Origin of the sequence: Campylobacter armoricus (assembly GCF_013372105.1) — a bacterium.
In the GTDB taxonomy this organism is placed as follows: Bacteria; Campylobacterota; Campylobacteria; order Campylobacterales; family Campylobacteraceae; genus Campylobacter_D; species Campylobacter_D armoricus.
On the sequence record NZ_CP053825.1, the window covers coordinates 163,141 to 186,087 of the forward strand.

Below are 22,947 nucleotides of genomic sequence, written 5' to 3' on the forward strand. Positions count from 1 at the left end.
TTTTAAAATTATAGCAAGATTTTATATTTTTTAAAATCTTGCACCCAACATAAATTCAAATTTGCTTAAATCATCTTTGGAATTTGTATTGAAAGGTTTAGCAAAAACTAAATTCAAAGCTCCTAATGGAGTTAGCCATTCAAAACCTATACCAGTACTCCATCTTTGAATTTGAGTTAAAGAACTTTGCCCTATAGCTCCATAATCAAAAAATACACTTCCTCTTAATTTTATTCTATCAAAAATAGGAAAGCTAAGCTCTACAGAATTTGCAAAAGCCACAGTACCACCTGTTTCATCACCCCATTCATTTTTTGGACTAACACTTCTTCTATCAAAACCTCTAATAGTTCCTATGCCTCCAAGATATAGTTTTTCATTGATTGGTAAATACCCTTGATCCCATACTTTATAAAAGCTAGCTTTGTAACGATAGATCAAATCCCATCCTATAAAATCTTCTAAACCTTGATAATAGTTAAATTTAGTAACAGAGCTTATAAATTCTTGATCACCACCCAAGCCTGCATATTCAAGTGAGGTTGATGCAATAAAGCCAGATCTTGGTAAATAATAATCATCGGTATTGTTAAATACTATTGAAGGTGTTAAAGAACTTTTATAAGTTTTACCAAGCTTATATCCTTGTGCAATTAAACGATTGCTTAAATGATATATATCACTTTGTTCAAGATTATAAGTTAAATCTATATTTGTATATCTTCCTAAAGATTTGCCAACACTTACATTAAAACCATAGTTTCTTTCATCATAGCTATCCCATTCTAAGCGATCTGAATATAAAGATCCTCCAAGAGAATAATCACTATCATTAACTCTAGGATTTCTTAAAGACACTCTACCTGAAAGTGTATCATCGCCTTTATCAACGCTAACACTTCCTTTCATACCAGAACCTAATATATTTGCATCAGATAAAGAAGCACTTAGTAAAATTCCATCACTAGTTCCATATCCAATACCGCCAGAAATAGCTCCTGTTGAAGCCTCTTTTACTTCTATTATTAAATCAATATGTGTGTCATCTATTCTTTGTTCTTTTATATTCACATTCTCAAAATAAGCAGTTCTTCTTAATGCGTTTCTTGAGTCTGTTAAATCAGTTCTATTATAAAGATTTCCCTCGGTTAAATAAAGCTCTCTACGAATAACTCTATCAACCGTTTTAGTATTGCCAGAAATAATAACATTTCTAACATAAACTTTCTCGTTTGGTATTACTTTAAAAACAACCACTGCTTCATGATTTTCTTTATCTTTTTGTATGTCAGGGATAACTTGCACAAAAGCATAACCTAAATCTGCTGTTTTTGTTTCTATGGTTTTTATATCTTCTCTCAATTTTTCTATATTAACTATTTTTCCAATACTTAATTTTAAATCATTTACCAAAGCTTCATTTTCTTCATCACTAAAAATTGGATTAAAGATTTTAATATCTTTGACCTTATAAACTTCACCTTCGTTAATAAAATATGTCAAATCAGCTTGATAAGTATCTGTGTAAGTATTTAAAAATGCAGGTGATACACTAACATCTAGATAACCTTCTTTTAAATATACATCCGAAATTCTTGAACTATCATTTGCAAGATCAAAAATTTTAAGTTTGCCATCATTAAATCCCCACATCCATCCTAGGATTTCTTTTTGTTTGTTAGCTATGACAGGTTCAATATCTGAATAGCTCAATTTTTTTGCTCCACTTAAATGAACTTTTTCTATGATAATGTTTTCACCACGATTTACGATAAATGTTAGTTTAAGAGAGTTTGAGTTGCTTAGTTTTTCGCTTTTTATTTCTACTATGGTGTCATAAAATCCTTTGGCTTGATAAAAAAGCTTAATTTTTTCTGCTGATTCTTTAGCTGAATTTTCATCATATAAAATTCCGGGTTTTAATCCTACTAAAGATTCTATTTGTTTTCTATCATTGCTTGCTATACCTTGAATATCAACTTTTCCAATTGAAGGTTTTTCTATTACTTTAAAGATTATTATGCTATTTTTTTCTTCAACTAATATATCTTTGAAATAATTTCTATCAAAAAGATTTTTAATTGCCATATCTATACTAGCAGCATCAATTTTTTGACCAATTTTTAATTTTGAAATCGCAATAGCACTTTCTTTGGAAAGTTGCGATAAACCTTCAAATTTAATATCTTTAATCGTAGCTGCACATAAAGAACTTGAAAGTGCAAAAAAAACAAACCATTTTTTCATTATTTATACCTAAATTTTTATATACAAAAGCGTTATAATACCAAAATATTTTTAACTAATGCTTTTTAAGGAAAATTTATGAAAATAGGTATAGTAGGACTTGGCTTAATAGGTGGTTCATTGGGGATTAGTTTAAAGGAAAATAAACTAATAGATTTAGTTTGTGGATATGATATTAATAAAGAATTTGAGCAAATTGCTTTGAATAAAAAGTTAGTGGATAAGATTGTTGATTTTGAAGAATTAAAAAAATGCAATATGATTTTTTTAGCTATTCCTGTAAATGCTATTGTAAAATTTTTACAACAACTTCAGGATATTCCCAAAGATTGCACCATCGTAGAACTTGGAAGTACTAAAGAAAAAATTATTAAAAATTTACCTTGTAATTTACAAAGACAATTCATTGCAGCCCATCCTATGGCAGGAACTGAAAATAGTGGACCAAATGCAGCTATAAAAGATTTATATAAAAATGCTGTTTGTGTTTTATGTGATATACAAAATGCAGATCATATTCATCAAAAAAGAGCTATAGAAATTTTCTCAGATTTAGGAATGAAACTTGTATTTATGGATAGCATATCACATGATCATCATGCTTCTATTATTTCACATTTACCACATGTAATTAGTTTTTCTTTGGCAAATTTTGTAATGAAAGAAGAAAATAAAAAAAATATTGCCCATTTAGGTGGTCCTTCTTTTAAAGATATGTGTAGGATTGCTAAATCAAATCCTCAAATGTGGAGTGGTATTTTTGAACAAAATAAACAAAATTTATTAAATTCAATTGACTTGTTTCAAAAAGAATTACAAGAATGTAAGAAAATGATAGAAAAATGTGATATTAATGAGCTTGAAAATTGGATAAAAGATGCTAATAAATTAAGAGAAATTTTATAAATTTTTTTATAATTTACTCTTAATTTGCTAAAGCATAATATATTTTTAACAAAAAATAGATTGAAAGTGAAGAAATATGGTTTTTGTGCGTAAAAGATCAAACAAAAAATGGGTTTTTATAGTTTTTTTGATAATTTTAGCTTTTATAGTATTTGTTTTAAATACGAGTTTATTTGAGAAAAATGCTCCATCAATTCAAACAAAATCAGATATTATTTATAGCAATTTAAATGATCCTATATCAATAGAAATAAATGATGAAAGTGTCTTAAAAGATATTAAGGTAACTTTGTATAAAGCAAATGAGATTAATGGAGAAACTTTAGTTAATGAACATGTTAAAGGTAATAAAAAAAATATTCATTTTGATTTAAAATTGCCAAAACCAGCTTATAAAGAAAATATTGATTTATATAAATTAGTAATAGAAGCAAATGATAGTAGCTTTTGGAATTTTTTCTTGGGTAATCAGACTATAAAAGAATTAAAAATCATAATAGATACCAAAAAACCTTTTGTAGAAATTTTAGACAATTCTTATCAAATTGAACAAGGTGGGGTTGGTAGTGTAGTATTTAAAGCAAGTGATGAAAATTTACAAGAAGTATATATTACAAATGACAAAGATAAAATATATCAAGCAACGCCTTATATAAAAGAAGGATATTATGCAGCTTTAATCCCTTGGGAAGCGACTGAAGAGCATTTTAGAGCTTATGTTGTAGCAGTAGATAAGGCAGGAAATATAAATAAACAAAGAATTAGATACTATTTTGCAAATAAAAAATATCGTATTTCTAATATAAAAGTAAGTGATAGATTTTTAGATGGTAAAATAGAATTTCTAGCCCAACAATATGCTCCAAAAGATAGAGAGTTAAGTAGGCTTGAAAAATTTAAATTTGTAAATGAAGAGCTAAGAGCTTCTAATGAAGTAATTATCCATAATATTACTAGTAAAGTACCTGATACTTTAATAAATAATTTTAAAATAAATCTTTTTAAACCTTTAAAAAATGGACAAAAAGTAGCCGATTATGCTGATCATAGATTTTATTCTTATAATAATCAAGCTTTTAGCAGTTCTTATCATATGGGGCTTGATCTAGCAAGTACAAAAGAAGCACCTATTATAAGTAGCAATAATGGAGAGGTTGTTTTTGTTCAAGAAAATGGAATTTATGGTTTAAATATTATAATTTATCATGGTTTTGGAATTTATACTCTTTATGGACATTGCACAGTAGCTGAAGTAAATGTAGGGGATAAAATTAGAGTAGGCGATGTGATAGGAACAACAGGAACAACAGGTTTGGCATTAGGCGATCATGTGCATTTTGGAGTATTGGTACAAGGTGTTGAGGTGCGACCTGAACAATGGCAAGATGCTAAGTGGATAAGAGAAAATATCTATAATGTATTAGAATCAAGTAAAAAAAGAATTTTAAGTGAATAAATATGAATCAAACTACAATAGCAAGAGAAGTTAAAGGTGTTGGTATAGGTTTGCATAAAGGTGAACCCATAAGTATAAAATTAGAACCATTAGAAGCTGGAAATGGTATAGTATTTTATAGAAGTGATTTGGGAATTTCTTACGAAGCAAAACCTGAAAATGTAATTGATACGCAAATGGCTACTGTCATTGGTGATCATAGAGGTTATGTTTCTACTATAGAGCATTTAATGAGTGCTATTAATGCTTATGGTATAGATAATGTGCGTATAGTTTTAAATGCTAATGAGGCTCCTGTAATGGATGGTAGTAGCATAGGTTTTTGTATGATGCTTGAAGAAGCTGGTATAAAAGAGCTTGATGAAGCAAAAAAAATTTTAGTGATTAAAAAAACTATAGAAGTTAAAGAAGGTAATAAATTTGTGCGTTTAAGTCCTACTGATATGCCTATTATAAACTATACAATTGAATTTGATAATCCTATTATAGGAAAACAAAATTATTGTTTTGAATTTAGTAAGGAAAATTACATCAATGAAATTGCAAGAGCAAGAACTTTTGGATTTTTAAAAGATGTCCAAGCTTTAAGAGCTATGAATTTAGGTCTTGGAGGAAGTTTGGAAAATGCAGTTGTGATAGATGATAACCGTATCTTAAACCCTGAGGGTTTGCGTTTTAAAGATGAGTTTGTAAGACATAAAATTTTAGATGCTATCGGGGATTTAACTTTACTTGGATGTAGAGTTTTTGGAGATTATACTTCTTATGCAGGTTCGCACAAGCTTAATCATCTTTTAACTAAAGAACTTTTAAAAGATCCTAGCACTTATGAAGTGGTAAGCTTGGAAAAAAGCACACATAAAGTCTATGAAAGGGTTTTTGCATAAAAAAGGTTACTTTACTATTAAATGCCATTGCAAAACCTTTAATGCTTGGTATTTATGAAAAAGATGAGTTGTTAAAAATTATTGAGAGTGATTTAAAAGTTAGCGAGTGTTTGCCAAAAATTATACAAGAATTGCTTTTGCAATATGAATTTGAAAAACTTATTTATGTGCATGGGCCAGGTTCTTATATGGGTATAAAAATTTCTTATGTTTCTTTTAAAGCTTTAGCTATGGTTAAAAATATTCCTTTAAAAGCAATTAGTGCTTTTGAGTTAAATAATAATACACCTATAGCGGCAAATAAGCATTTATGTTTTGTAAAAAAATATGATGGTGAAATTGCATTGGAAAAAATACAAGCAGGAAATTTCTTTATGCCTCAAAGTTTAAAAGGTTTGAATTTAAGTAAAGAAAATACACCCTTTTATGTTTTAGATGCGATTAATTAAGGTTAAGAATGAAAATTTTAGTTCCTGCTACAAGTGCGAATTTGGGTCCTGGTTTTGATTGTTTGGGTTTAAGTTTAAAGTATTTTAATCAAACCATAATTGAAAAATCTAAATTTTTTAGTATCAGCATACATGGGCAAGGTGAAAATAATATCTATCTTAAAAAAAATAATACTTTTGTAAATATATTTTATGAAATTTATCAAAAACTTAGTGGAAAAAAAGATACTTTCCGTTTTATTTTTCAAAATAACATTCCTTTATCAAGAGGTATGGGAAGTTCTTCTGCTGTGATAGTAGGAGCTATTGCTTGTGCTTATGAATTAAGCGGGTTTAAAATAGACAAAAATATCATTTTAAATGAAGCTTTAAAATATGAAAATCATCCAGATAATATTGCACCAGCTACTCTTGGTGGTTTTGTGTGTGCATTAACTTACAATGAAAAAGTTTTAACTATAAAAAAAGAAATAGATAAAGGTTTGCAAGCTGTTATTACTATACCTAATATACCTATGAATACCCAAAAATCAAGAGCAGTTTTGGCTAAAAAAATCAACTTAGAAGATGGTGTTTTTAATCTTTGCCATGCTTCATTTTTGACGGCTTGTTTTTTAGAAAAAAAATATGATTTATTAAAATACGCAAGTTTAGATAAACTTCATCAAATTCAAAGAATGAAACTTTTGCCAGAACTTTTTGAAATACAAAAATTATCTTTAGAAAACAATGCCCTTATGAGCACTCTTTCAGGTTCAGGTTCAAGTTTTTTTACCTTAGCTTATAAAGATGATGCAAAAAACATTAAAGAAAAAATCAAAAATAAATTTGCTAAATTTAGGGTTGAGCTTTTAGATTTTGATGATGAGGGTTTTAAAATTTGCTAAAAATTCCAAAAAAAAGATATAATTTTGAAAAATCATATACCCATTAGAATGTGCATCGTTTGTAAAGGGCGTCACGAAAAGCAAAATTTGCATCAATTTCAAATAAAAAATTCTCAAATTGTCACTAAAGTGGAGTTTGGTAGAAGTATGTATATTTGTAATTTGTGTTTTGATAAAGATGAAAAAACATTGCAAAAAGCTTTTATGAGGGCTTGCAAAGGCAGTTTTTGTGGTAGTATAAAACAGCAGGATTTAAAGGAGATATTTTTTAATGGCAGATGTAAAGATTAGTGAAATTGCTCAAGAGTTAGGATATACTAGTAAAGAGATTATAGAAAAAGCTAATGAAATGGGCTTGGAAGATATAAAATCCCCTAACAAAAAAGTATCTTCTGAAATTGCAGAGGCAATTTATCAATATGTGCAATCAGGTGAGATATTAGATGTGGTGAAAAAAGTGGCAAAGCCTAAAAAAGAAAGTGTTGCTAAAAAAACTACAACTAAAAAAGAAGCAAAAACTTCTACCAAAGTGATAAGTGAGAAAAAAGAAGAAATTAAAAAAGAAGAAAAACAGCCTGAAAATCCTATTAAAAACGAAGTTTTAGAAGAAAAAAAAGAAGAAGTTAAACTAGATGAAAAATTAGGTTCTAATTTAAATTTAGCCAAAAGAAGAGGTTTGGTTATTGTTAAAAAGAAAAAAGAAGAAGGTAAAGATAATCTAATAGATAAAGAAGAAAAACCTAGTGTGCAAACAACTCAAGGTTTAAGTCTTAGTATGATTTTTTCTAATTCTGATGAGAATTTAAAAAGAAAGAAAAAAGAAAAGAAAAATCATCCAGTTGTAAGTAAAAAAGAAAGCACTACTAAAATGGATCTTTTAGGTGATAAAGATTTTGCTGATATTTCTTTAGAAGATGAAGATATGGTGGTTTTACCTGATTTTAGTGTAAAAGAAAACAAGCCAGCACAACCAGCTAATAAAAAACAACCAAATATCTTAAAACAATCTTTAAATAATTCTATCAATCCTTTTGGCGAAGGTGGAATTCAAAGAAGAAGCCGCAAAAAACCACCTAAGAAGATAGAAAAAAAAGAAAGCGAAGCTATAACAAGTGTTAATATACCTAAAGAAATTCGTGTTTATGAATTTGCTGATAAAATAGGCAAAAATACAGGTGAAATTATTTCAAAGCTTTTTATGCTAGGGCTTATGACTACTAAGAATGATTTCTTAGATGAGGCTGCTATAGAAATTTTAGCTGAAGAATTTGGTATAGAGATTAATATAATAGACGAAGCAAATGAATTTGACTATGTAAAAGATTATGACGAAAATCAAGTAGAAGAAAATTTAAGCCAAAGAGCACCAGTTATTACTATTATGGGACATGTTGATCATGGTAAAACTTCTTTACTTGATTTTATAAGAAAATCTCGTATCGCAAGCGGTGAAGCAGGTGGCATAACTCAGCATGTTGGTGCTTATATGGTAGAAAAAAATGGAAGAAAAATAACCTTTATAGATACTCCAGGTCATGAAGCTTTTACAGCTATGCGTGCAAGAGGAGCTAGTATAACAGATATTGTTATTATAGTTGTTGCAGCAGATGATGGAGTAAAACCACAAACAAAAGAAGCTATAAATCACGCAAAAGCTGCTAATGTGCCTATAATCATAGCAATAAATAAAATGGATAAAGAAAACGCAAATCCAGATATGGTAAAAACTCAGCTTGCTGAAATGGAAATAATGCCAGTAGAATGGGGTGGATCTTATGAATTTGTCCCTGTTTCAGCTAAAAAAGGTGATGGTATAGAAGATTTACTTGAGATAGTTTTACTTCAAGCTGATATTTTAGAATTAAAAGCAAATCCTAAAACTAAAGCAAAAGCTAGTATTATAGAATCTTCAGTTCAAAAAGGTAGAGGTCCTGTAGCTACTATAATAGTTCAAAATGGAACTTTAAAAGTTGGCGATACTATGGTAGCTGGTGTTGCTTATGGTAAAGTTCGTGCTATGAGTGATGATCAAGGAAAACCTTTAAAAGAAATAAAACCAGGTGAATGTGGAGTTATCATAGGACTTAGTGAAGTAGCTGATGCAGGTGAAACTTTAATAGTTGTAGATAGTGATAAGCAAGCAAGAGAATACGCAAATAAACGCCATGAGTATAATCGCCAAAAAGAACTTAGCAAATCAACAAAAGTAAGTATAGACGAACTTGGAGATAAGATTAAAGAAGGAAGTTTAAAAGCATTACCTGTAATTTTAAAAGCTGATGTGCAAGGATCTTTAGAGGCACTTAAAGCTAGTTTAGAAAAACTTAGAAATGATGAAATTAAAGTAAATATCATACATAGCGGAGTAGGTGGTATAACGCAAAGTGATATAGAGCTTGCAAGTGCTAGTGAAAATTCTATTATCATAGGCTTTAATATACGCCCAACCGGAGAGATTAAAGAGCGTGCCAAAGATAAGGGTGTAGAAATAAAAACTTATAATGTAATTTATAATTTATTAGACGATGTTAAAGCTTTACTTGGTGGTATGATGAGTCCTATCATCTCAGAAGAGCAACTTGGTCAAGCACAAATTCGTCAAGTTATAAATGTGCCAAAATTAGGTCAAATAGCAGGATGTATGGTAACAGAAGGCACTATAAATCGTGGAGCTAAGATAAGACTTATTAGAGAAGGTGTTGTAGTATATGAGGGCAATGTAAGCTCACTTAAACGCTTTAAAGATGATGTAAAAGAAGTAGCAAAAGGCTATGAATGTGGTGTAGGTATAGAAGGATGTAATGATATGAGAGTGGGTGATTATATAGAAAGCTATAAAGAAGTTGAGGAAAAAGTAAGCTTATGAATCCATCAGAGATTAAAAAACTTCGCACAGAAAGCATTTTAAAAGAGCTTATACCTGAAGCTTTATCAAATTTAGATAATGCAAATTTAAAAAATTTATGCGTTGTTGATGTGGAGTGTAAAAAAGGTAGATATGATGCCTTTGTATATTTAGATAAGATGTTTTTTAATACTCATGAACAAGAAATTATACTAAATCAGCTTAAAAAAGCTTCAAAAGCTTTGCAAAATTATTGTATGAGTGAGCAAGGATGGTATAGATGTCCGAATTTTCATTTTAAATTTGATGATAGATTAGAGTATCAAAACCATATGGATGCACTTTTTGAAAAGATAAAAAAGGAAAGAAATGAATCTTGAAGCTTTGTGTAAAGAAGTCAGACTTAGTTTTTATGATGATGAGTTAGTAAGTGAAAATGGTAGAAAGATTTATAGAATTTATGTGCAAAAAGAAGGTGGTGTAAGGCTTGATGATTGTGCTAAGTTAAGTGAAATTTTATCACCTATTTTTGATGTAGAACCGCCTGTAAATGGAGAATATTTTTTAGAAGTTTCAAGCTGTGGGCTTGAGAGAAAATTAAGCAAATTAGATCATTTTGCAAAAAGTATAAATGAACTCGTAAAAATCACTACAAATGAAAAAGAAAAAATTGAGGCAAAAATCATCGCCGTAGATGATGAAAATATCACTTTAGAAAATTTAGAAACTCAAGAAAAAACTACTATAAATTTTAGCGACATAAGAAAAGCTAAAACCTTCATACAATGGTAAAAATTTAGAAATCTAAATTTTTACTTATCTTTTGTATAATTAAATTTAAATACATTATTTTGTAATTTATTATAAAATAAAATAGGATTTAGATATGAATATTATTTTAGATGAGAAACAAAAAGAAAGTAATAAATTTTTAGAATTTCAAAGAATTTGGACTTTAGAAAAAGTTAAAAGTATGAGTCTTGAAGAATATACAAATCTTAAACATGAAAACCCAAATTATTATTGTTATTGGTTAGATGTTTTATTAAAAGAATATGCAGGATTTGGAGGAAATGATGCTGGAAAATTTGGAATTTATCGTTATAAAAAACCACCTAAAAAAGATGATTATTTGTATGATAATAGATATGCTTGGAGAAAAAATCTTGGAAATACTAAAGATGAAGTTTTTGAAAAAGTAAAAAAAGAAATAGTTAAAGTTATAGAATATTCGCAAAATAATAATTTAAAATGCATTGATAAAGAAATTTTAAATGAAATTTTACCTTTTGGTTTAAAATGGAAGATAGCGTTTCATTATCAAAATCCAAATGATATTAAGATTGTTAATATATTTAAAAAAGATATATTAGAAGCAATATGCAAAAATGAATTTAAAAGCAATTTAGAAATTTATGAATTACATAAAAAGTTGTTAAAAGATAAAATTTATACACTCGATAGTATGAGAAATGAAGTTTCGGTTCCATTATGGGGGCATTATTCAAATTTGAATACTAAAACAACCGAGCAAAATAAAATTAATTTTTCTATATACTTAAATAAAGTTACTAAAAAAGATGGTAGCAAACTAAGTGAAGGAACTAAAGAAAATTATATAGAAGATATTTCTCGAATTTCTACCAAATATTTGAATGTAAATCTATATAAATGTGATATAGAACAATTTGATCTTAAATGTAAAGAATTAGAAAATAATAAAAAATATTTAGATCAGAATTCTACAAATAAAAATAGATATTCAAGTGCTATAAAATATTATAGAGATTTTCTGATTAATTCTTCCGATAAAGAGTTTTATAATAACAAAGAAACAAATAAAGGATTGAATGTAGAAAATCCACCTTTAAATCAAATTCTTTATGGACCTCCAGGGACAGGAAAAACTTATCAAACGATAGATAAGGCTTTAGAGATTATATCAAAAGAAGAAAAAATACAAATTCCAAGCAAAGATGATAGAAAAAATAGAAAAGAATTGTTTGATAAGTATGTAAAAAACGGGCAAATAGTTTTTACTACTTTTCATCAAAGTTATGGATATGAAGAATTTGTAGAAGGCATAAAACCTATAATAAACAATGATGAAAATTCTCAAGAAGTAAATTATAAAATAGAAAATGGAATTTTTAAAGAGCTTTGCGAAAAAGCTTTGGAAAATAGAGATAGTATAAAAAGTTTTAATTTTTATATAAATGATTTGAAAGAAAAAGCGAAAGAAGATGGTAATAATCCAGAAAAATATTTCAAACTACCAAATACAAAATATTCTATTCAATATAGGGGTGGAAAAACATTTAGAATTAAATTTGATGATATGAGTAAAAATCATAAAGATTATCCGGTAAATATAGATAATATAGAAAAATTATATAAAACCTCTAGTGTAGATGAAATATATAATTTAGCGTATGTTAGAGCTATATTAAATTATTTAAAATCGCAAGGTTTAAGAGATTATGAAGAGAAAGATGAAAAAACAAATTTACCTTACATAATCATCATAGATGAGATCAATCGTGGTAATGTAAGTAAGATTTTTGGTGAGCTTATAACCTTGATAGAGCCTAGTAAAAGGATGGGTGAGCCAGAAGGGCTAAAAGTAAGATTGCCTTATAGTGGTGAAGAATTTGGGGTGTCTAAAAATGTTTATATCATAGGGACTATGAATACAGCCGATAGAAGCATTACTTCACTTGATACAGCCTTAAGAAGACGCTTCGAATTTGTAGAGATGATGCCTGATGTAAGCAAATTATCTACAAATTGTGAAGGTGTTAATTTGCAAGAATTATTAAAAGCTATAAATACTCGCATAGAATACTTGCTAGATAGAGAAAAAACTATAGGACATGCATTTTTTATAGGTGTTGAAAATTTAAATGATTTAAAAAATGTTTTTCAAAATAAAATTATCCCACTTTTGCAAGAGTATTTTTATAATGATTATGCATTGATTGACGCGGTTTTAAATGAAAATGGTATGCTAGAAAAACAAGATACAAATAATGATTATTTGAAAAATATTACAAATTTTATAGAAAGAGATAATGGTATTTATAAATTTAGTGATAGTCAAAAATGGGATGAAACTACTTTTAAAAAAATATATATGAATAATGAAAACAAGTAGTACTTTTTCTATCATCGAGCACCAAGATTTTTCTAAAAAAGATTTAAAAGAAATTTTCAAAGAAAAGGCTGAAATTTTCTATGAAGAATTGGAAAATTTTGTCAAAGATAATGAAAATTTTTTAGGATTTAAAAATAAAAATACTTTAAAAGCTAAAAATTATGTGGGTATTATACAAACAAAAAGCGGTGTTTTGGAAATTTTACCAAAATGCACGGATTCGGATAGTTATAAAGAAAAAAAAGATAAATCTTTGAGTGTTTCAAAGAGTAAATTAAAATATGCTTATACAATAAGCAACGATAATAAACTATATACTAATTTTAGCTATTTCCAAGAATATAAAATTTTGAAAAATATCAAAATAAAAAAATGGTATAGTTTAAAAGAAGTAAATTTTGACCCTAAAATTCTTTTGATTAATATGCTAAAAACTTTAAAAAATTCTCCATTTAAAAAATCTCAAATTTCATCTTTGCAAATTTCTAAAATGCCTTTGTTTGAGATTTTCATTAAGATGTTTTTAGATGAATTTGATAGTGTTATTACAAAAGGTTTAAAAAGAGATTATGTAAGTGTTGAAGAAAATAGAGCTTTTTTGAAAGGAAAGCTGCTTTTTAATGAAAATATTAAACAAAATTTAGTCCATAAAGAAAGATTTTTTACCCAAAGTGATGAATTTATTTTAGATATAGCTCCAAATCGCTTGATAAAATCAACACTAAATTTTTTGAAATCAAAAACAACTATGTATAAATTCAAAATCACAAAAGCTTTGCAAATGCTAGATGAGGTGGAATTTTCTACAAATTATGCAAAAGATTTTGATTATAAAATTTCAAGACATTTTGATTATTATGAAAATATACTTTCTTGGTGCAAGATTTTTTTACAAAATCAAAGCTTTGCGCCTTATAAAGGTCAAAAAGAAGCTTTTGCCTTGCTTTTTCCTATGGAGAAAATTTTTGAAGATTATGTAGCTTATATGTTTAAATTTGCAAATCCAAATAAAAATATCAAAACTCAAAGTAGCGGAAAATATCTAGCAAATAAAAATGGTGAAAAATGTTTTATGTTAAAGCCTGATTTGTATATAGAAAATAAAATGATTTTAGATACTAAATGGAAAATTCCCGATCAAAATAGTGAAGATAAAAAGCATGGTATAGCACAGAGTGATTTGTATCAAATGTTTGCTTATGCTTGTAAATTTAAGATAAATGATATAAAGCTTGTTTATCCACTTTGTGAAAGAACTTTTGAATTAAGAAAAAATACCAAAGAAAATTTTATATTTAATGCAAGTAAGCATTTATGGTTTGAAAATGAAAAATATTATTCTAAAGATGATATAAAGGTGCAAATATTTTTCGCACCTTTGCCTTTTTAAAATTTTCTAAACTCTACTCTAAATCCTTAAAATATAATTTAACTTTTTTTATTTTTTGAATATATTGATGTAAATTTTGATTCTCAAGTTCTTTTTCTAAATTGATAATATTTTTTTCTAAAGTAATCTTTAATGCTTTTATATGTTCATTTAACATTAAAATCCATTCTAAATGCTCTTTAATCCAAAGATAATTTTTGTTAAAAACATCTTCTTTTGTTTTAGGGTTTAATACATAAATTCGAGCTAAGTTAAGTTCAAATTGAGTATTTAAAGGATTTGTAAGTTCTTTTGAAATTAAAATTTTATCTATTCTACTTTTAAAATTATCTAATTGCTCTATAATATTTTTAAAATTTTTCTCATCATTGTTTAAAAAATATAAAGTATTATTAATATACAAACATTCTTTTTCTAAAGTATTACAAATTTTTATAGCTTTATGTACTTTATAAAATGCCTTTAGCATTAATTCTTTTTGTTTGTTTTGATTTAATTTTTCAAGTTTTACAAAAGGCTTATTAAGTTTTTTTGTTAGTAATTGTTCGCATATTTGTTTGAAAGGTTTTTCTATGGTGTGATTGATTCTAGCTCCACCTTCAGTGCAATTATAGGTTGTGATATTTAGGTATGTTTTTGCATTAAACACAGCTTCTTCTATTTCTGTTTTAAAAAGTATCCAAGCTTTATGTGTTTTAACTAAACCATTACCACCATAAGCTAAAACTTCTTCATGCTCATAACTAGTGCTTTCGTAATTTGCACTATAGTGATATTCTTTAGGATGAGAAGAGCCATCTTTTGCATAGGCTAAGTCTTGTCCTATAAAAATGATATTTTTGTGTTCTAAATGTAGAGCTAAAATATAAGCCATAGTTGCTACACTATGTCCCATATCCATATAACCAAAGTCATGCAATCCTATAAAATGAGTAAAAAAAGTATAGTATGTAATAGGAAGTATTTTTCTATTATTTGTATCAAGATATTTAAAAGTATTAGGATGAGTTAAAGATTTTAATACAAACACTATATCTTTATCAAATTCTTTAAAATCATTATTAAAAAATTCACTTGTAACTTCAGTTCTTTCCAAAGATAAAACATAATCAGGTTTTATATCATATTTTGCTAGTATAGGATAAGCACTATCAGCACAAAATATACTAGCATAATTAGCATATTGTTTTAACAAAGGAAGTTGTTTGATTAAAGAAGGTCCAGTTGAAACTATAATAGCATTGTTTGCTTGTTTTTTTCTTTTTAAACATAATTGCTTAAAAGAATAATTACTAATAATTTTAGGTAAATTATAGATAAAATTTTCTATACCCATTAGAGCATCTTGGGAAGAATTTCCATATCTATACATAGATTGTTTAATATGAAGTTGCATATTGGAATTAGTATTTAAAATATCTTCTTGATATTTTTCATAATAATCACAATGAATATCTAAAAAATACACACGCAAGAAATTAAAAAAAGGACCATTAGAGCAAATTTCATTATATGAGTTGATATTAATTATATTAGTATCCAAAACAATCAAAGCATTATTTTTTAATTCTTCACTAAAATCTATATAATGAAAACTTAAATAAATAAATTCTAATTCTTTTTCAAAAACAACAATCTTTTGTCTGTTTTTATTTTGTAAAAGAGCTTTATATAAAATTCCATTTCCAAATCCATAAAAATAAAGCACAGGATATAAAAGATATTTATCATTGTATAAATTTAATTTTTCATTTAATTGCAAAAGCACATCTTCATAAAGCCTATACCCCCCCCCATTATTTATAAAATTAATATCTAAAGGATCATTGCCTATAATTACTCTAAAATGATTTTGTTGAAAATTTTTTAATTTTTCTTTTAATGGTATGTTATTTAATGCGTTTATGTTTTTTTCAAATAAAGTTTTTTGCATGGGGTTCCTTATTAAAATTATTTTTTATTCTATCAAATTTCAACTTGTGAATAAATTGTATATAAAATATTTTTTGCTATATTTTTTAAAATAAAACGATAGAAGGCAATATGAATCACGAATTTTATATGAATTTAGCCATAGATGAAGCTTGGAAATATCAGCTTTTAACCTATCCCAATCCAGCCGTAGGTTGTGTGATCTTAGATAAAAATGGCAAAATCTTAAGCATAGAAGCACATAAAGAAGCAGGCAAGGCTCATGCAGAACTTGAAGCAGTAAGCAAAGCCTTAAAAGTGCTTAATCCAAATTTAGATTTACCGCAAAATCCAAATGATTTGCATGAATTTATTTGCAAAAATCATCAGGGTTTATTAAAAGGCTCTATTGTTTATGTGAGCTTAGAACCTTGCAATCATCAGGGTAAAACCCCACCTTGTGCAAAACTTTTTAGTACGCTTGGATTTAGTGAAGTTTTTATCGCTACCAAAGATGAGCATAAGCTCGCAAGCGGTGGAGCAGAGTTTTTAAAAAATCAAGGCATAAAAATTCACATGGGAATTTGCGAGCAAAGAGCCAAAGAGCTTTTAAAGCCTTTTTTAAAATGGCAAAAATCAAGCTTTAAATTTTTTAAACTCGCTCTTTCGCTAAATGGTTCAGCATATGGAAAAATAGTAAGTTCTAAGGCAAGTAGAACTTATGCTCATGCATTACGCTCAAAGCTTGATTTATTGGTAGTAGGTGGTGAAACTATAAGGCATGATAGACCTATTTTAGATGCAAGATTAGCTCAAGATAAGGCGCCAAATTTATGCATACTAAGTCATCAAAATTTAGAAAGTTTTGATCTAAAAATTCCTTTATTTAGCGTGCCTGAGAGAGAAATTTTTACAAGCATTCCTAGTGAAGCTAAGTTTATCATGTATGAGGGCGGGGAGAATTTTTTAAAAGCCTTTAAAGATGAGTTAGATATGCTTTTGATTTTTTCAAGCTCAAATTTAAATACCTTTGAAAATGTTAAACTAGATATGAAGCTAAAGCCTTTATACAAAGGCTTTTTAGAAAATGATACTTATGGATTTTATGAGATTGTTAAATCTTAGTAAATTTTTGTGAGCTTACTTGTGTGAAAAATTGTGCTAAAGTGTTAGCAAAAAAGCTAGCACTTTGCTCTTCTAATCTTTTTAAGAATTTATCTATAGCATCTTCTTTTTGCCAGATAGGGTTTTGAACTTTAGCTAGTTTTTCTAACTCTTTTTTGGCTTGCTCGTAATTGCCTATTTTATCAATGAGTTTTAATTTTAAAGCCTCATTAGCTAAAAACACTTTCGCATCAGCCCATGAGTTTGTTTGGTTTAAGTCTAGCTTGCGATTTTGTGCGACAAATTGTGTAAAAAGCTCATAGCTTTGATTAGCTAAATTTTGTAAAAAGTCTTTTTCTTCTTCGCTCCATTTGCGCATGAAGGTTCCTGCTTCTTTATAGCTTCCTGCTTTGATAGTTTGTTCATTTATGCCAAGTTTTTGTGCAAGCTCGCTTACTTCAAAACCTTGCATAATTACCCCAATAGATCCTACAAAACTAGCAGGATTAGCAATAATCATATCAGCTCCTACTGCACTTAAGTAACTCCCACTTGCTATAGTTCCACCCGCATATACCACTACAGGTTTTTTAGCTTTAAGATCTTGTATAGCAAGAGCTATTTCCATACTTGGAGCAAAAGCTCCACCAGGACTATCTATAAAAAGTAAAACGCCTTTTATGGCTTTATTATCTTTGAGTTTGTAAATTTGCTCTAAAAGATTGCCCGCATCGCTAATTTCACCTTTAAGGTTGATTTGAGCTAAGTTTGCATTAGAAAGCTTAGCATTATCCCCGCTTGGAGCAAGGATTAAAAACACGATAAATAAAAATACAAAGGTTTTAAAATAAGTGTTGATATAAGAAATGATTTTCCCAAGTCCTTTGAAAAATGATTTTATAATTTGCATTTTTTTCCTTATTTTTAGCTATTTCATCAAAAATTAAATCCAAAATTTGAAACTAAATTAACATTATATTGATTTTTGTAAATCTCATTTAATAATTTTATATCAAAAAAGAATGATTTGTTTGGTTTTAAATTCAGACCAAGATTGATATTTAATAAATTAGTATCTAAATTATAATATTGCTTAAATTTTTGATTTTTAAAATCTATAAAATTTGCGGTATTGCTTAATTTTTTCCCTGTTAATCTTCTTTCGTATAATATAGAACTTGTTAAGGTATTATATCCTTCAAAATTTGATAGTATATAAGAAGATGTTATACCTAAAACTACAGAAGTGCTATTGTGTTTGATATCATCATAAGATTTTGAAAAAATTCCACCATTTTCACTAAATGCGTTTTGTTGAAAATAATTATAATTAAAATAAGTTAAAGGAGTAATGTTTAGATTAGTGTTATGATTAAATTCTTTAGCTATCCCTAATTGAGTAGAAGCTATTAATCCTTTGTATGAACCTTGGATATCATTTGAATTTAGTATATATCTTTGCATATTGTTTGAGTATGTTCCAATACCTGCTCCACTTAGAATTTTAAAATGACTTAAATTTAAAATATAATTGCTAGATAAATTAACATTTCTTGTTTTGATATTAGATGTTGAAAAATCAATATTAGAATATGATGTACTTAAATGTGTTACAAGAATTGAAGAATCAATTTCCCCTCCTATACTAACATTAAGTCCGCAAGAACTTCCATGAAAGTCGTCTCCAAATATTTTTTTTAAATTAGGTCCAATTTGAAAAATATACTTTTGATTATCATAAAAATTGAAACCAGTTATATCGTCTTTATATAATATATTTGTTGGGTGAAAATTACTAGCTAATTTTATATTTTCTATAGGTTGGTTAATAAAAGTTGGATTAAGAGCCCAAAGCATATTGTTTTGTCCAAAACTGCTGTAAGTATTCAACAACTGAACTGAATTAGATAAATAATCATTTGATTCTAAACTTTTTAAGTTATCTTGCATGGTCTTTTTGTCTGTATTATCTAAAAAAGCAAAATAATTTTTATAATCATCGCTTAAATTATCCATTGCTCTAATGCTTCGTAATGATTTACCTATTGTGCTGTTTTTGGTATTGTAAGCATTATTTTTTATGATTGGTTTTACTATGATTTGAGAATTATTGTCTGGTTCAGGTTTTGGTTCAGGTTTTGGTTCAGGTTTTGGTTCAGGTTTTGGTTCAGGTTTTGGTTCAGGTTTTGGTTCAGGTTTTGGTTCAGGTTTTGGTTCAGGTTTTGGTTCAGGTTTTGGTTCAGGTTTTGGTTCAGGTTTTGGTTCAGGTTTTGGTTCAGGTTTTGGTTCAGGTTTTGGTTCAGGCGCGGGTTTGTTGATATTAACTTTATCTTTATCTAATACAGCAACAAAGTCAATGTTATTATTTCCTGATATTTCAACTTTTTCAAAATCACTAATGCTATCTTTTAAACCAGCTAAATCAATAGTAACAGCACTTCCGCTAGTATAAAACATAGGCAATGGTATATATTGTAATTTTCCACCTTCTATTTGATAAGTATTTGCTATAAGTTTTGAATTTCCACTATTTCCAAAATCAAGTTGCAAAACAGCATTATTTTTTTGATTATATAAACCTTCTATTATCAAATCACTCAGATCTTGATTTCCAGGTCTTACAATTCCTTGGTTATATAAATTATTTTTTATTAAACCATTTCCACTAAATTTACCATTAGTTAAAACTTTAACTTCACCATTGATGATACCTTTATTATTTTGTGTTTTTATGAGAGAAAGTTCGCCTTCTTTTACTATAGTTTTACCCAGATAAGTATTTTCTCCACTTAAAATTAACTTTCCTTGACCATCTTTGATAAATCCAACATTTAAATTTTGTATTTCATTTTTTGGAGAATTTAAAGCATCAAGTCTGTGTAAATTATCATCCCATTTTTTTTGAGATATGTTATTGCTAAAAATCGCACTATATCCTTTTGTATCTATGGTATAGTATGCTTCTTTCTCTCCATAAATATCAGTTATATCTTGTAAATTTAGTCTATTTGCATCTAAAATACCTATACCATTTATAGCCTTTTCAACATCTAAAATACCTTGCCCGAATAATTCTTCTTTTCTTAAACTCATGATTGCTTTGTAATCATCTTGTGCATTTGCCATTAATTTATAATTATCAATGGTATTTTTTAGAATATTATCTGCTTGAAAACTCCAATAACCAGCTTCGATTAAATCATTTTTTATTTTTTCTTTATCATTAGGAACAGGTGTATCTATATAAATAATAGTATAATAAATTTGTTTTTTTCTAGTGGAAGTATTAAAAAGCTCGGTTTCTTTAATTGTTAGTTTTGGAGCTATATAGTTTTTATTTGCAGTGCTTAATAAAACATCAGCAATTTGTTTTCCGTTTAAAAATGGATATTTTTGTGATACTAAAGCAGCAGCAGCACTTACCATAGGTGCTGCCATAGAAGTACCGCTCATTTTAATATATAAATTTTTATCAGGTCTTCCAAAAACAGGATTAATATCATATGCACCATTAGCTGAATTTATAAAGCTACCAGGTGCTACTAGTGAAAAATTTTCAGCACCTTTTAATCCATTGCTATATGCAGCTATAGCATTAGATGATAAAATTAAATTACCATCTTGATTTTTAGTGATTTTAGATGAATCAATAGCACCTACACTAAGCCATGATCTAACACTTTCATCATAATAAGGAACTACAGCACTTAATCCAGGTGATATTATACCTTCATTTCCAGCCGCAAACACTGATAAAATTTGTTTTTCTTTTGCAAGTTTGGTTAATTCCTCAATCGTTTTGTTTTGATTGGCTAAATTTATAAAATATGAAGAAGAATTTTCTTTATATTTTGGTCTATACCATCCTGGTTCATTCATTCCGACTATAGGATATAAAGATGCATTCCAGCTATTATTGATTATTTTTACATCTTTATTGATGAAATAATTATACACATTATATGGTATTATTTTATTACTTCCATTATTGTAACCAAATACTTGAATCCCATACATTTTTGCATCATATGCAGCCCCATAAGGTTGGTTTTTATTTTGAAACTTTCCTAAAATAATTCCAGCAACATGTGAACCGTGAGTATCTACTGTTAAATCAGGAATATAAGGTTTGTTATTATTTAGTTTAGAATATTGCTGATCAATGATTTGTCCTTGCAAACTAGGATGATTTGCATTAAAAGCAGAATCTATAATGCCTACATTTACATTTTTTCCTGTGATATTAAGATCATGTACTTTATGGATATTAATAACCTCAAAATCACTTAAAGCAAAAGTCTTACTAGTAAAAATAAGTGCTATTAAATATTTTCTCATATCTCTTTCTTGATTCTTAATTTTTTAAATTTGCTATATTTTAATTAAGTATAACAAAAATATTTTAATTTTTATTCTATATCGTTATTTCTTTTCCTTCTATAAAGAGTTTTAAAACTTCTTTACTTTGTAAAATAAATTGCAAAGGAAGTTGATTTAAATTTGCACTATTTGGTAAAGCAAAAAGACTAAAATCTGCTATTTTTCCTTTTTGGATTTGACCTAAGTTTAAATTTATGGCTTTTGCGGCCTTGTTAGTTGCCATTAAAAGCAGTGTTTTGGCAAAATTTTCTAATTCAAAACCATCATGTATAAGTAAATTTGCTCTCATTTCATCAAGCATACTTAAAGATATATTTGAGCTTGAACCATCAGTTCCTAGGTGGATATTAATGCCACTTTTCAATGCAGATTTTAACTTAAAGGTGTTTTTACTTAAAAGTCTATTAGAAAATACACAATGAGTAATAGAATGTAAATTTTTATCTAGTAAATCCCACTCTTTAAAATAAACACAATGAGTAAATAATGTTCTTTGCCCTTTAAAAAGCCTCAAAAAGTTTTGTGGTGTGTAAAATGGCATAGGATTTTTACTAAATTTTGCCAAGCTTTTTTTAAAACCACCTTTTTTAAACCTTAGCCAGTTGTTTTCATGATTACTTTCAAGAAAATGTGTGCTTAGTAAATGATCATTTTTTTTAGCTAGCTTGATAGCAAATTGAGCAAGTTTTAGATGAGTTGAATAAGGTGAATGAATTGAAATTGCTGGAATAAATTTAGAATTTTTAAATTTTAAACTAGCATTGTATCTTTGTAAAAAATCTTTTTCCTTCTCTTTTAAAAAGGTTTCATTAGATCCTAAAATTTCATTAAAAAATACTATTCTAGCTTGTGAATTAGCACAAGGTTTTAAATCACTCCCAAAGCTAGAAATTTCACCTATGGTAGCAGTACCACTTTTTAACATTTTATGAATATTTTGAGAGATAAGTTTTTCTTTAGCTTTTTCATTGAGTATTTCGCGGTTATTAAAAACACTATCAAGCCATTTTAAAAAGTCCCCAAAAACTAAATTTCCATTATTTGCACTAAATTCTAAATGTGTGTGTGGATTGATAAAAGCAGGTAAAAGTAAAGTGTCTTTTGGAATTTGTATAAGTTTAGCTTGTGGATAGTATTTTTGTAAATTTTCTAAAGTGTCTATTTCTAAAATATTATCATTAAAAAGAATAGCCCTTTCTTCTAAAATATTAAATTCATCATCGCAAGTTAATATAATTTTGGGTGCTATTATAAACATTCTATAAATCCTTAAAAAGAAAAAATTATAGCTAAAATTTATCTTTAAAGTGCTACAATATAGTAAATTTTAC

17 protein-coding genes are annotated in these 22,947 nt (G+C 27.6%); 12 read left to right on the forward strand and 5 right to left on the reverse strand.

The genetic code is table 11. The features are described 5' to 3' along the window. Positions 1-30 precede the first annotated feature (30 nt). The gene (gene bamA / locus CARM_RS00935) at positions 31-2,247 is read right to left on the reverse strand and encodes an outer membrane protein assembly factor BamA (RefSeq protein WP_139426539.1); all 2,217 of its coding nucleotides are present in this window, start codon (positions 2,245-2,247) and stop codon (positions 31-33) included. A 78-nt stretch (positions 2,248-2,325) separates the two neighbouring features. Here bamA and CARM_RS00940 point away from each other — a divergent pair, with 78 nt between their 5' ends. The 11 genes from CARM_RS00940 (at position 2,326) to CARM_RS00990 (ending at position 14,221) form a co-directional block, all read left to right on the forward strand. Further along, positions 2,326-3,153, forward strand: coding sequence for a prephenate dehydrogenase (locus CARM_RS00940; RefSeq protein WP_139426537.1), 828 nt, complete (start codon positions 2,326-2,328; stop codon positions 3,151-3,153). Positions 3,154-3,238: 85 nt separating this feature from the next. Then, the gene (gene pgp6 / locus CARM_RS00945) at positions 3,239-4,609 is read left to right on the forward strand and encodes a peptidoglycan metallopeptidase Pgp6 (protein ID WP_236633224.1); all 1,371 of its coding nucleotides are present in this window, start codon (positions 3,239-3,241) and stop codon (positions 4,607-4,609) included. A 2-nt stretch (positions 4,610-4,611) separates the two neighbouring features. Then, a complete protein-coding gene (gene lpxC / locus CARM_RS00950; RefSeq protein ID WP_139426533.1) occupies positions 4,612-5,496 on the forward strand; it encodes a UDP-3-O-acyl-N-acetylglucosamine deacetylase in 885 nt (294 codons plus the stop codon). Between the two features lie 41 nt (positions 5,497-5,537). Next, positions 5,538-5,945, forward strand: a complete 408-nt coding sequence (locus CARM_RS00955) for a tRNA threonylcarbamoyladenosine biosynthesis protein TsaB (protein ID WP_139426531.1) — start codon at positions 5,538-5,540, stop codon at positions 5,943-5,945. Positions 5,946-5,953: 8 nt separating this feature from the next. Next, entirely contained in the window at positions 5,954-6,832 is an 879-nt protein-coding gene (thrB, locus tag CARM_RS00960) for a homoserine kinase (protein WP_139426529.1), read from the forward strand. A 24-nt stretch (positions 6,833-6,856) separates the two neighbouring features. Next, the gene (locus tag CARM_RS00965; RefSeq protein WP_139426527.1) at positions 6,857-7,123 is read left to right on the forward strand and encodes a YlxR family protein; all 267 of its coding nucleotides are present in this window, start codon (positions 6,857-6,859) and stop codon (positions 7,121-7,123) included. After that, positions 7,104-9,698: a translation initiation factor IF-2 gene (gene infB / locus CARM_RS00970; protein WP_139426526.1), complete on the forward strand. Its 2,595-nt coding sequence runs from the start codon at positions 7,104-7,106 to the stop codon at positions 9,696-9,698. Before CARM_RS00965 ends, infB begins: the two co-directional genes overlap by 20 nt. Continuing rightward, entirely contained in the window at positions 9,695-10,057 is a 363-nt protein-coding gene (gene rbfA / locus CARM_RS00975) for a 30S ribosome-binding factor RbfA (protein ID WP_039665062.1), read from the forward strand. The genes infB and rbfA overlap by 4 nt, the downstream gene beginning before the upstream one ends. Continuing rightward, on the forward strand, positions 10,047-10,469 hold the full coding sequence (gene rimP, locus CARM_RS00980) for a ribosome maturation factor RimP (protein ID WP_139426524.1): 423 nt from the start codon (positions 10,047-10,049) through the stop codon (positions 10,467-10,469). Before rbfA ends, rimP begins: the two co-directional genes overlap by 11 nt. Before the next feature lie 94 nt (positions 10,470-10,563). Further along, the gene (locus CARM_RS00985; protein WP_236633123.1) at positions 10,564-12,831 is read left to right on the forward strand and encodes an McrB family protein; all 2,268 of its coding nucleotides are present in this window, start codon (positions 10,564-10,566) and stop codon (positions 12,829-12,831) included. Then, complete coding sequence (locus CARM_RS00990) at positions 12,818-14,221, forward strand: McrC family protein (protein WP_139426521.1); 1,404 nt, start codon at positions 12,818-12,820, stop codon at positions 14,219-14,221. Before CARM_RS00985 ends, CARM_RS00990 begins: the two co-directional genes overlap by 14 nt. 13 nt (positions 14,222-14,234) lie before the next feature. Here CARM_RS00990 and CARM_RS00995 read toward each other — a convergent pair whose 3' ends face one another. Further along, the gene (locus CARM_RS00995; RefSeq protein ID WP_139452763.1) at positions 14,235-16,154 is read right to left on the reverse strand and encodes a motility associated factor glycosyltransferase family protein; all 1,920 of its coding nucleotides are present in this window, start codon (positions 16,152-16,154) and stop codon (positions 14,235-14,237) included. A 110-nt stretch (positions 16,155-16,264) separates the two neighbouring features. On the opposite strand from CARM_RS00995, the gene ribD reads away from it, so the two are divergent. Continuing rightward, positions 16,265-17,257: a bifunctional diaminohydroxyphosphoribosylaminopyrimidine deaminase/5-amino-6-(5-phosphoribosylamino)uracil reductase RibD gene (gene ribD, locus CARM_RS01000; RefSeq protein WP_139424266.1), complete on the forward strand. Its 993-nt coding sequence runs from the start codon at positions 16,265-16,267 to the stop codon at positions 17,255-17,257. Here ribD and sppA read toward each other — a convergent pair. The 3 genes from sppA to mqnF all read right to left on the reverse strand — a co-directional run bounded on the left by sppA (position 17,247) and on the right by mqnF (position 22,874). Continuing rightward, a complete protein-coding gene (gene sppA / locus CARM_RS01005; RefSeq protein ID WP_139424268.1) occupies positions 17,247-18,146 on the reverse strand; it encodes a signal peptide peptidase SppA in 900 nt (299 codons plus the stop codon). The genes ribD and sppA overlap by 11 nt on opposite strands. Before the next feature lie 26 nt (positions 18,147-18,172). After that, positions 18,173-21,574, reverse strand: a complete 3,402-nt coding sequence (locus CARM_RS01010) for a S8 family serine peptidase (protein WP_176300979.1) — start codon at positions 21,572-21,574, stop codon at positions 18,173-18,175. Positions 21,575-21,650: 76 nt separating this feature from the next. Further along, positions 21,651-22,874 (reverse strand): aminofutalosine deaminase family hydrolase, encoded by a 1,224-nt coding sequence (gene mqnF / locus CARM_RS01015; protein ID WP_139424272.1) that lies wholly within the window; start codon positions 22,872-22,874, stop codon positions 21,651-21,653. Positions 22,875-22,947 lie beyond the last annotated feature (73 nt).

Bases quoted from the DNA above. Each gene is read 5' to 3' on its own strand.
- bamA (WP_139426539.1), bottom strand. From the start codon at position 2,247: ATGAAAAAATGGTTTGTTTTTTTTGCACTTTCAAGTTCTTTATGTGCA.
- CARM_RS00940 (WP_139426537.1), top strand. From the start codon at position 2,326: ATGAAAATAGGTATAGTAGGACTTGGCTTAATAGGTGGTTCATTGGGG.
- lpxC (WP_139426533.1), top strand. From the start codon at position 4,612: ATGAATCAAACTACAATAGCAAGAGAAGTTAAAGGTGTTGGTATAGGT.
- CARM_RS00955 (WP_139426531.1), top strand. From the start codon at position 5,538: ATGCTTGGTATTTATGAAAAAGATGAGTTGTTAAAAATTATTGAGAGT.
- thrB (WP_139426529.1), top strand. From the start codon at position 5,954: ATGAAAATTTTAGTTCCTGCTACAAGTGCGAATTTGGGTCCTGGTTTT.
- infB (WP_139426526.1), top strand. From the start codon at position 7,104: ATGGCAGATGTAAAGATTAGTGAAATTGCTCAAGAGTTAGGATATACT.
- rbfA (WP_039665062.1), top strand. From the start codon at position 9,695: ATGAATCCATCAGAGATTAAAAAACTTCGCACAGAAAGCATTTTAAAA.
- rimP (WP_139426524.1), top strand. From the start codon at position 10,047: ATGAATCTTGAAGCTTTGTGTAAAGAAGTCAGACTTAGTTTTTATGAT.
- CARM_RS00985 (WP_236633123.1), top strand. From the start codon at position 10,564: ATGAATATTATTTTAGATGAGAAACAAAAAGAAAGTAATAAATTTTTA.
- CARM_RS00990 (WP_139426521.1), top strand. From the start codon at position 12,818: ATGAAAACAAGTAGTACTTTTTCTATCATCGAGCACCAAGATTTTTCT.
- CARM_RS00995 (WP_139452763.1), bottom strand. From the start codon at position 16,154: ATGCAAAAAACTTTATTTGAAAAAAACATAAACGCATTAAATAACATA.
- ribD (WP_139424266.1), top strand. From the start codon at position 16,265: ATGAATCACGAATTTTATATGAATTTAGCCATAGATGAAGCTTGGAAA.
- sppA (WP_139424268.1), bottom strand. From the start codon at position 18,146: ATGCAAATTATAAAATCATTTTTCAAAGGACTTGGGAAAATCATTTCT.
- CARM_RS01010 (WP_176300979.1), bottom strand. From the start codon at position 21,574: ATGAGAAAATATTTAATAGCACTTATTTTTACTAGTAAGACTTTTGCT.
- mqnF (WP_139424272.1), bottom strand. From the start codon at position 22,874: ATGTTTATAATAGCACCCAAAATTATATTAACTTGCGATGATGAATTT.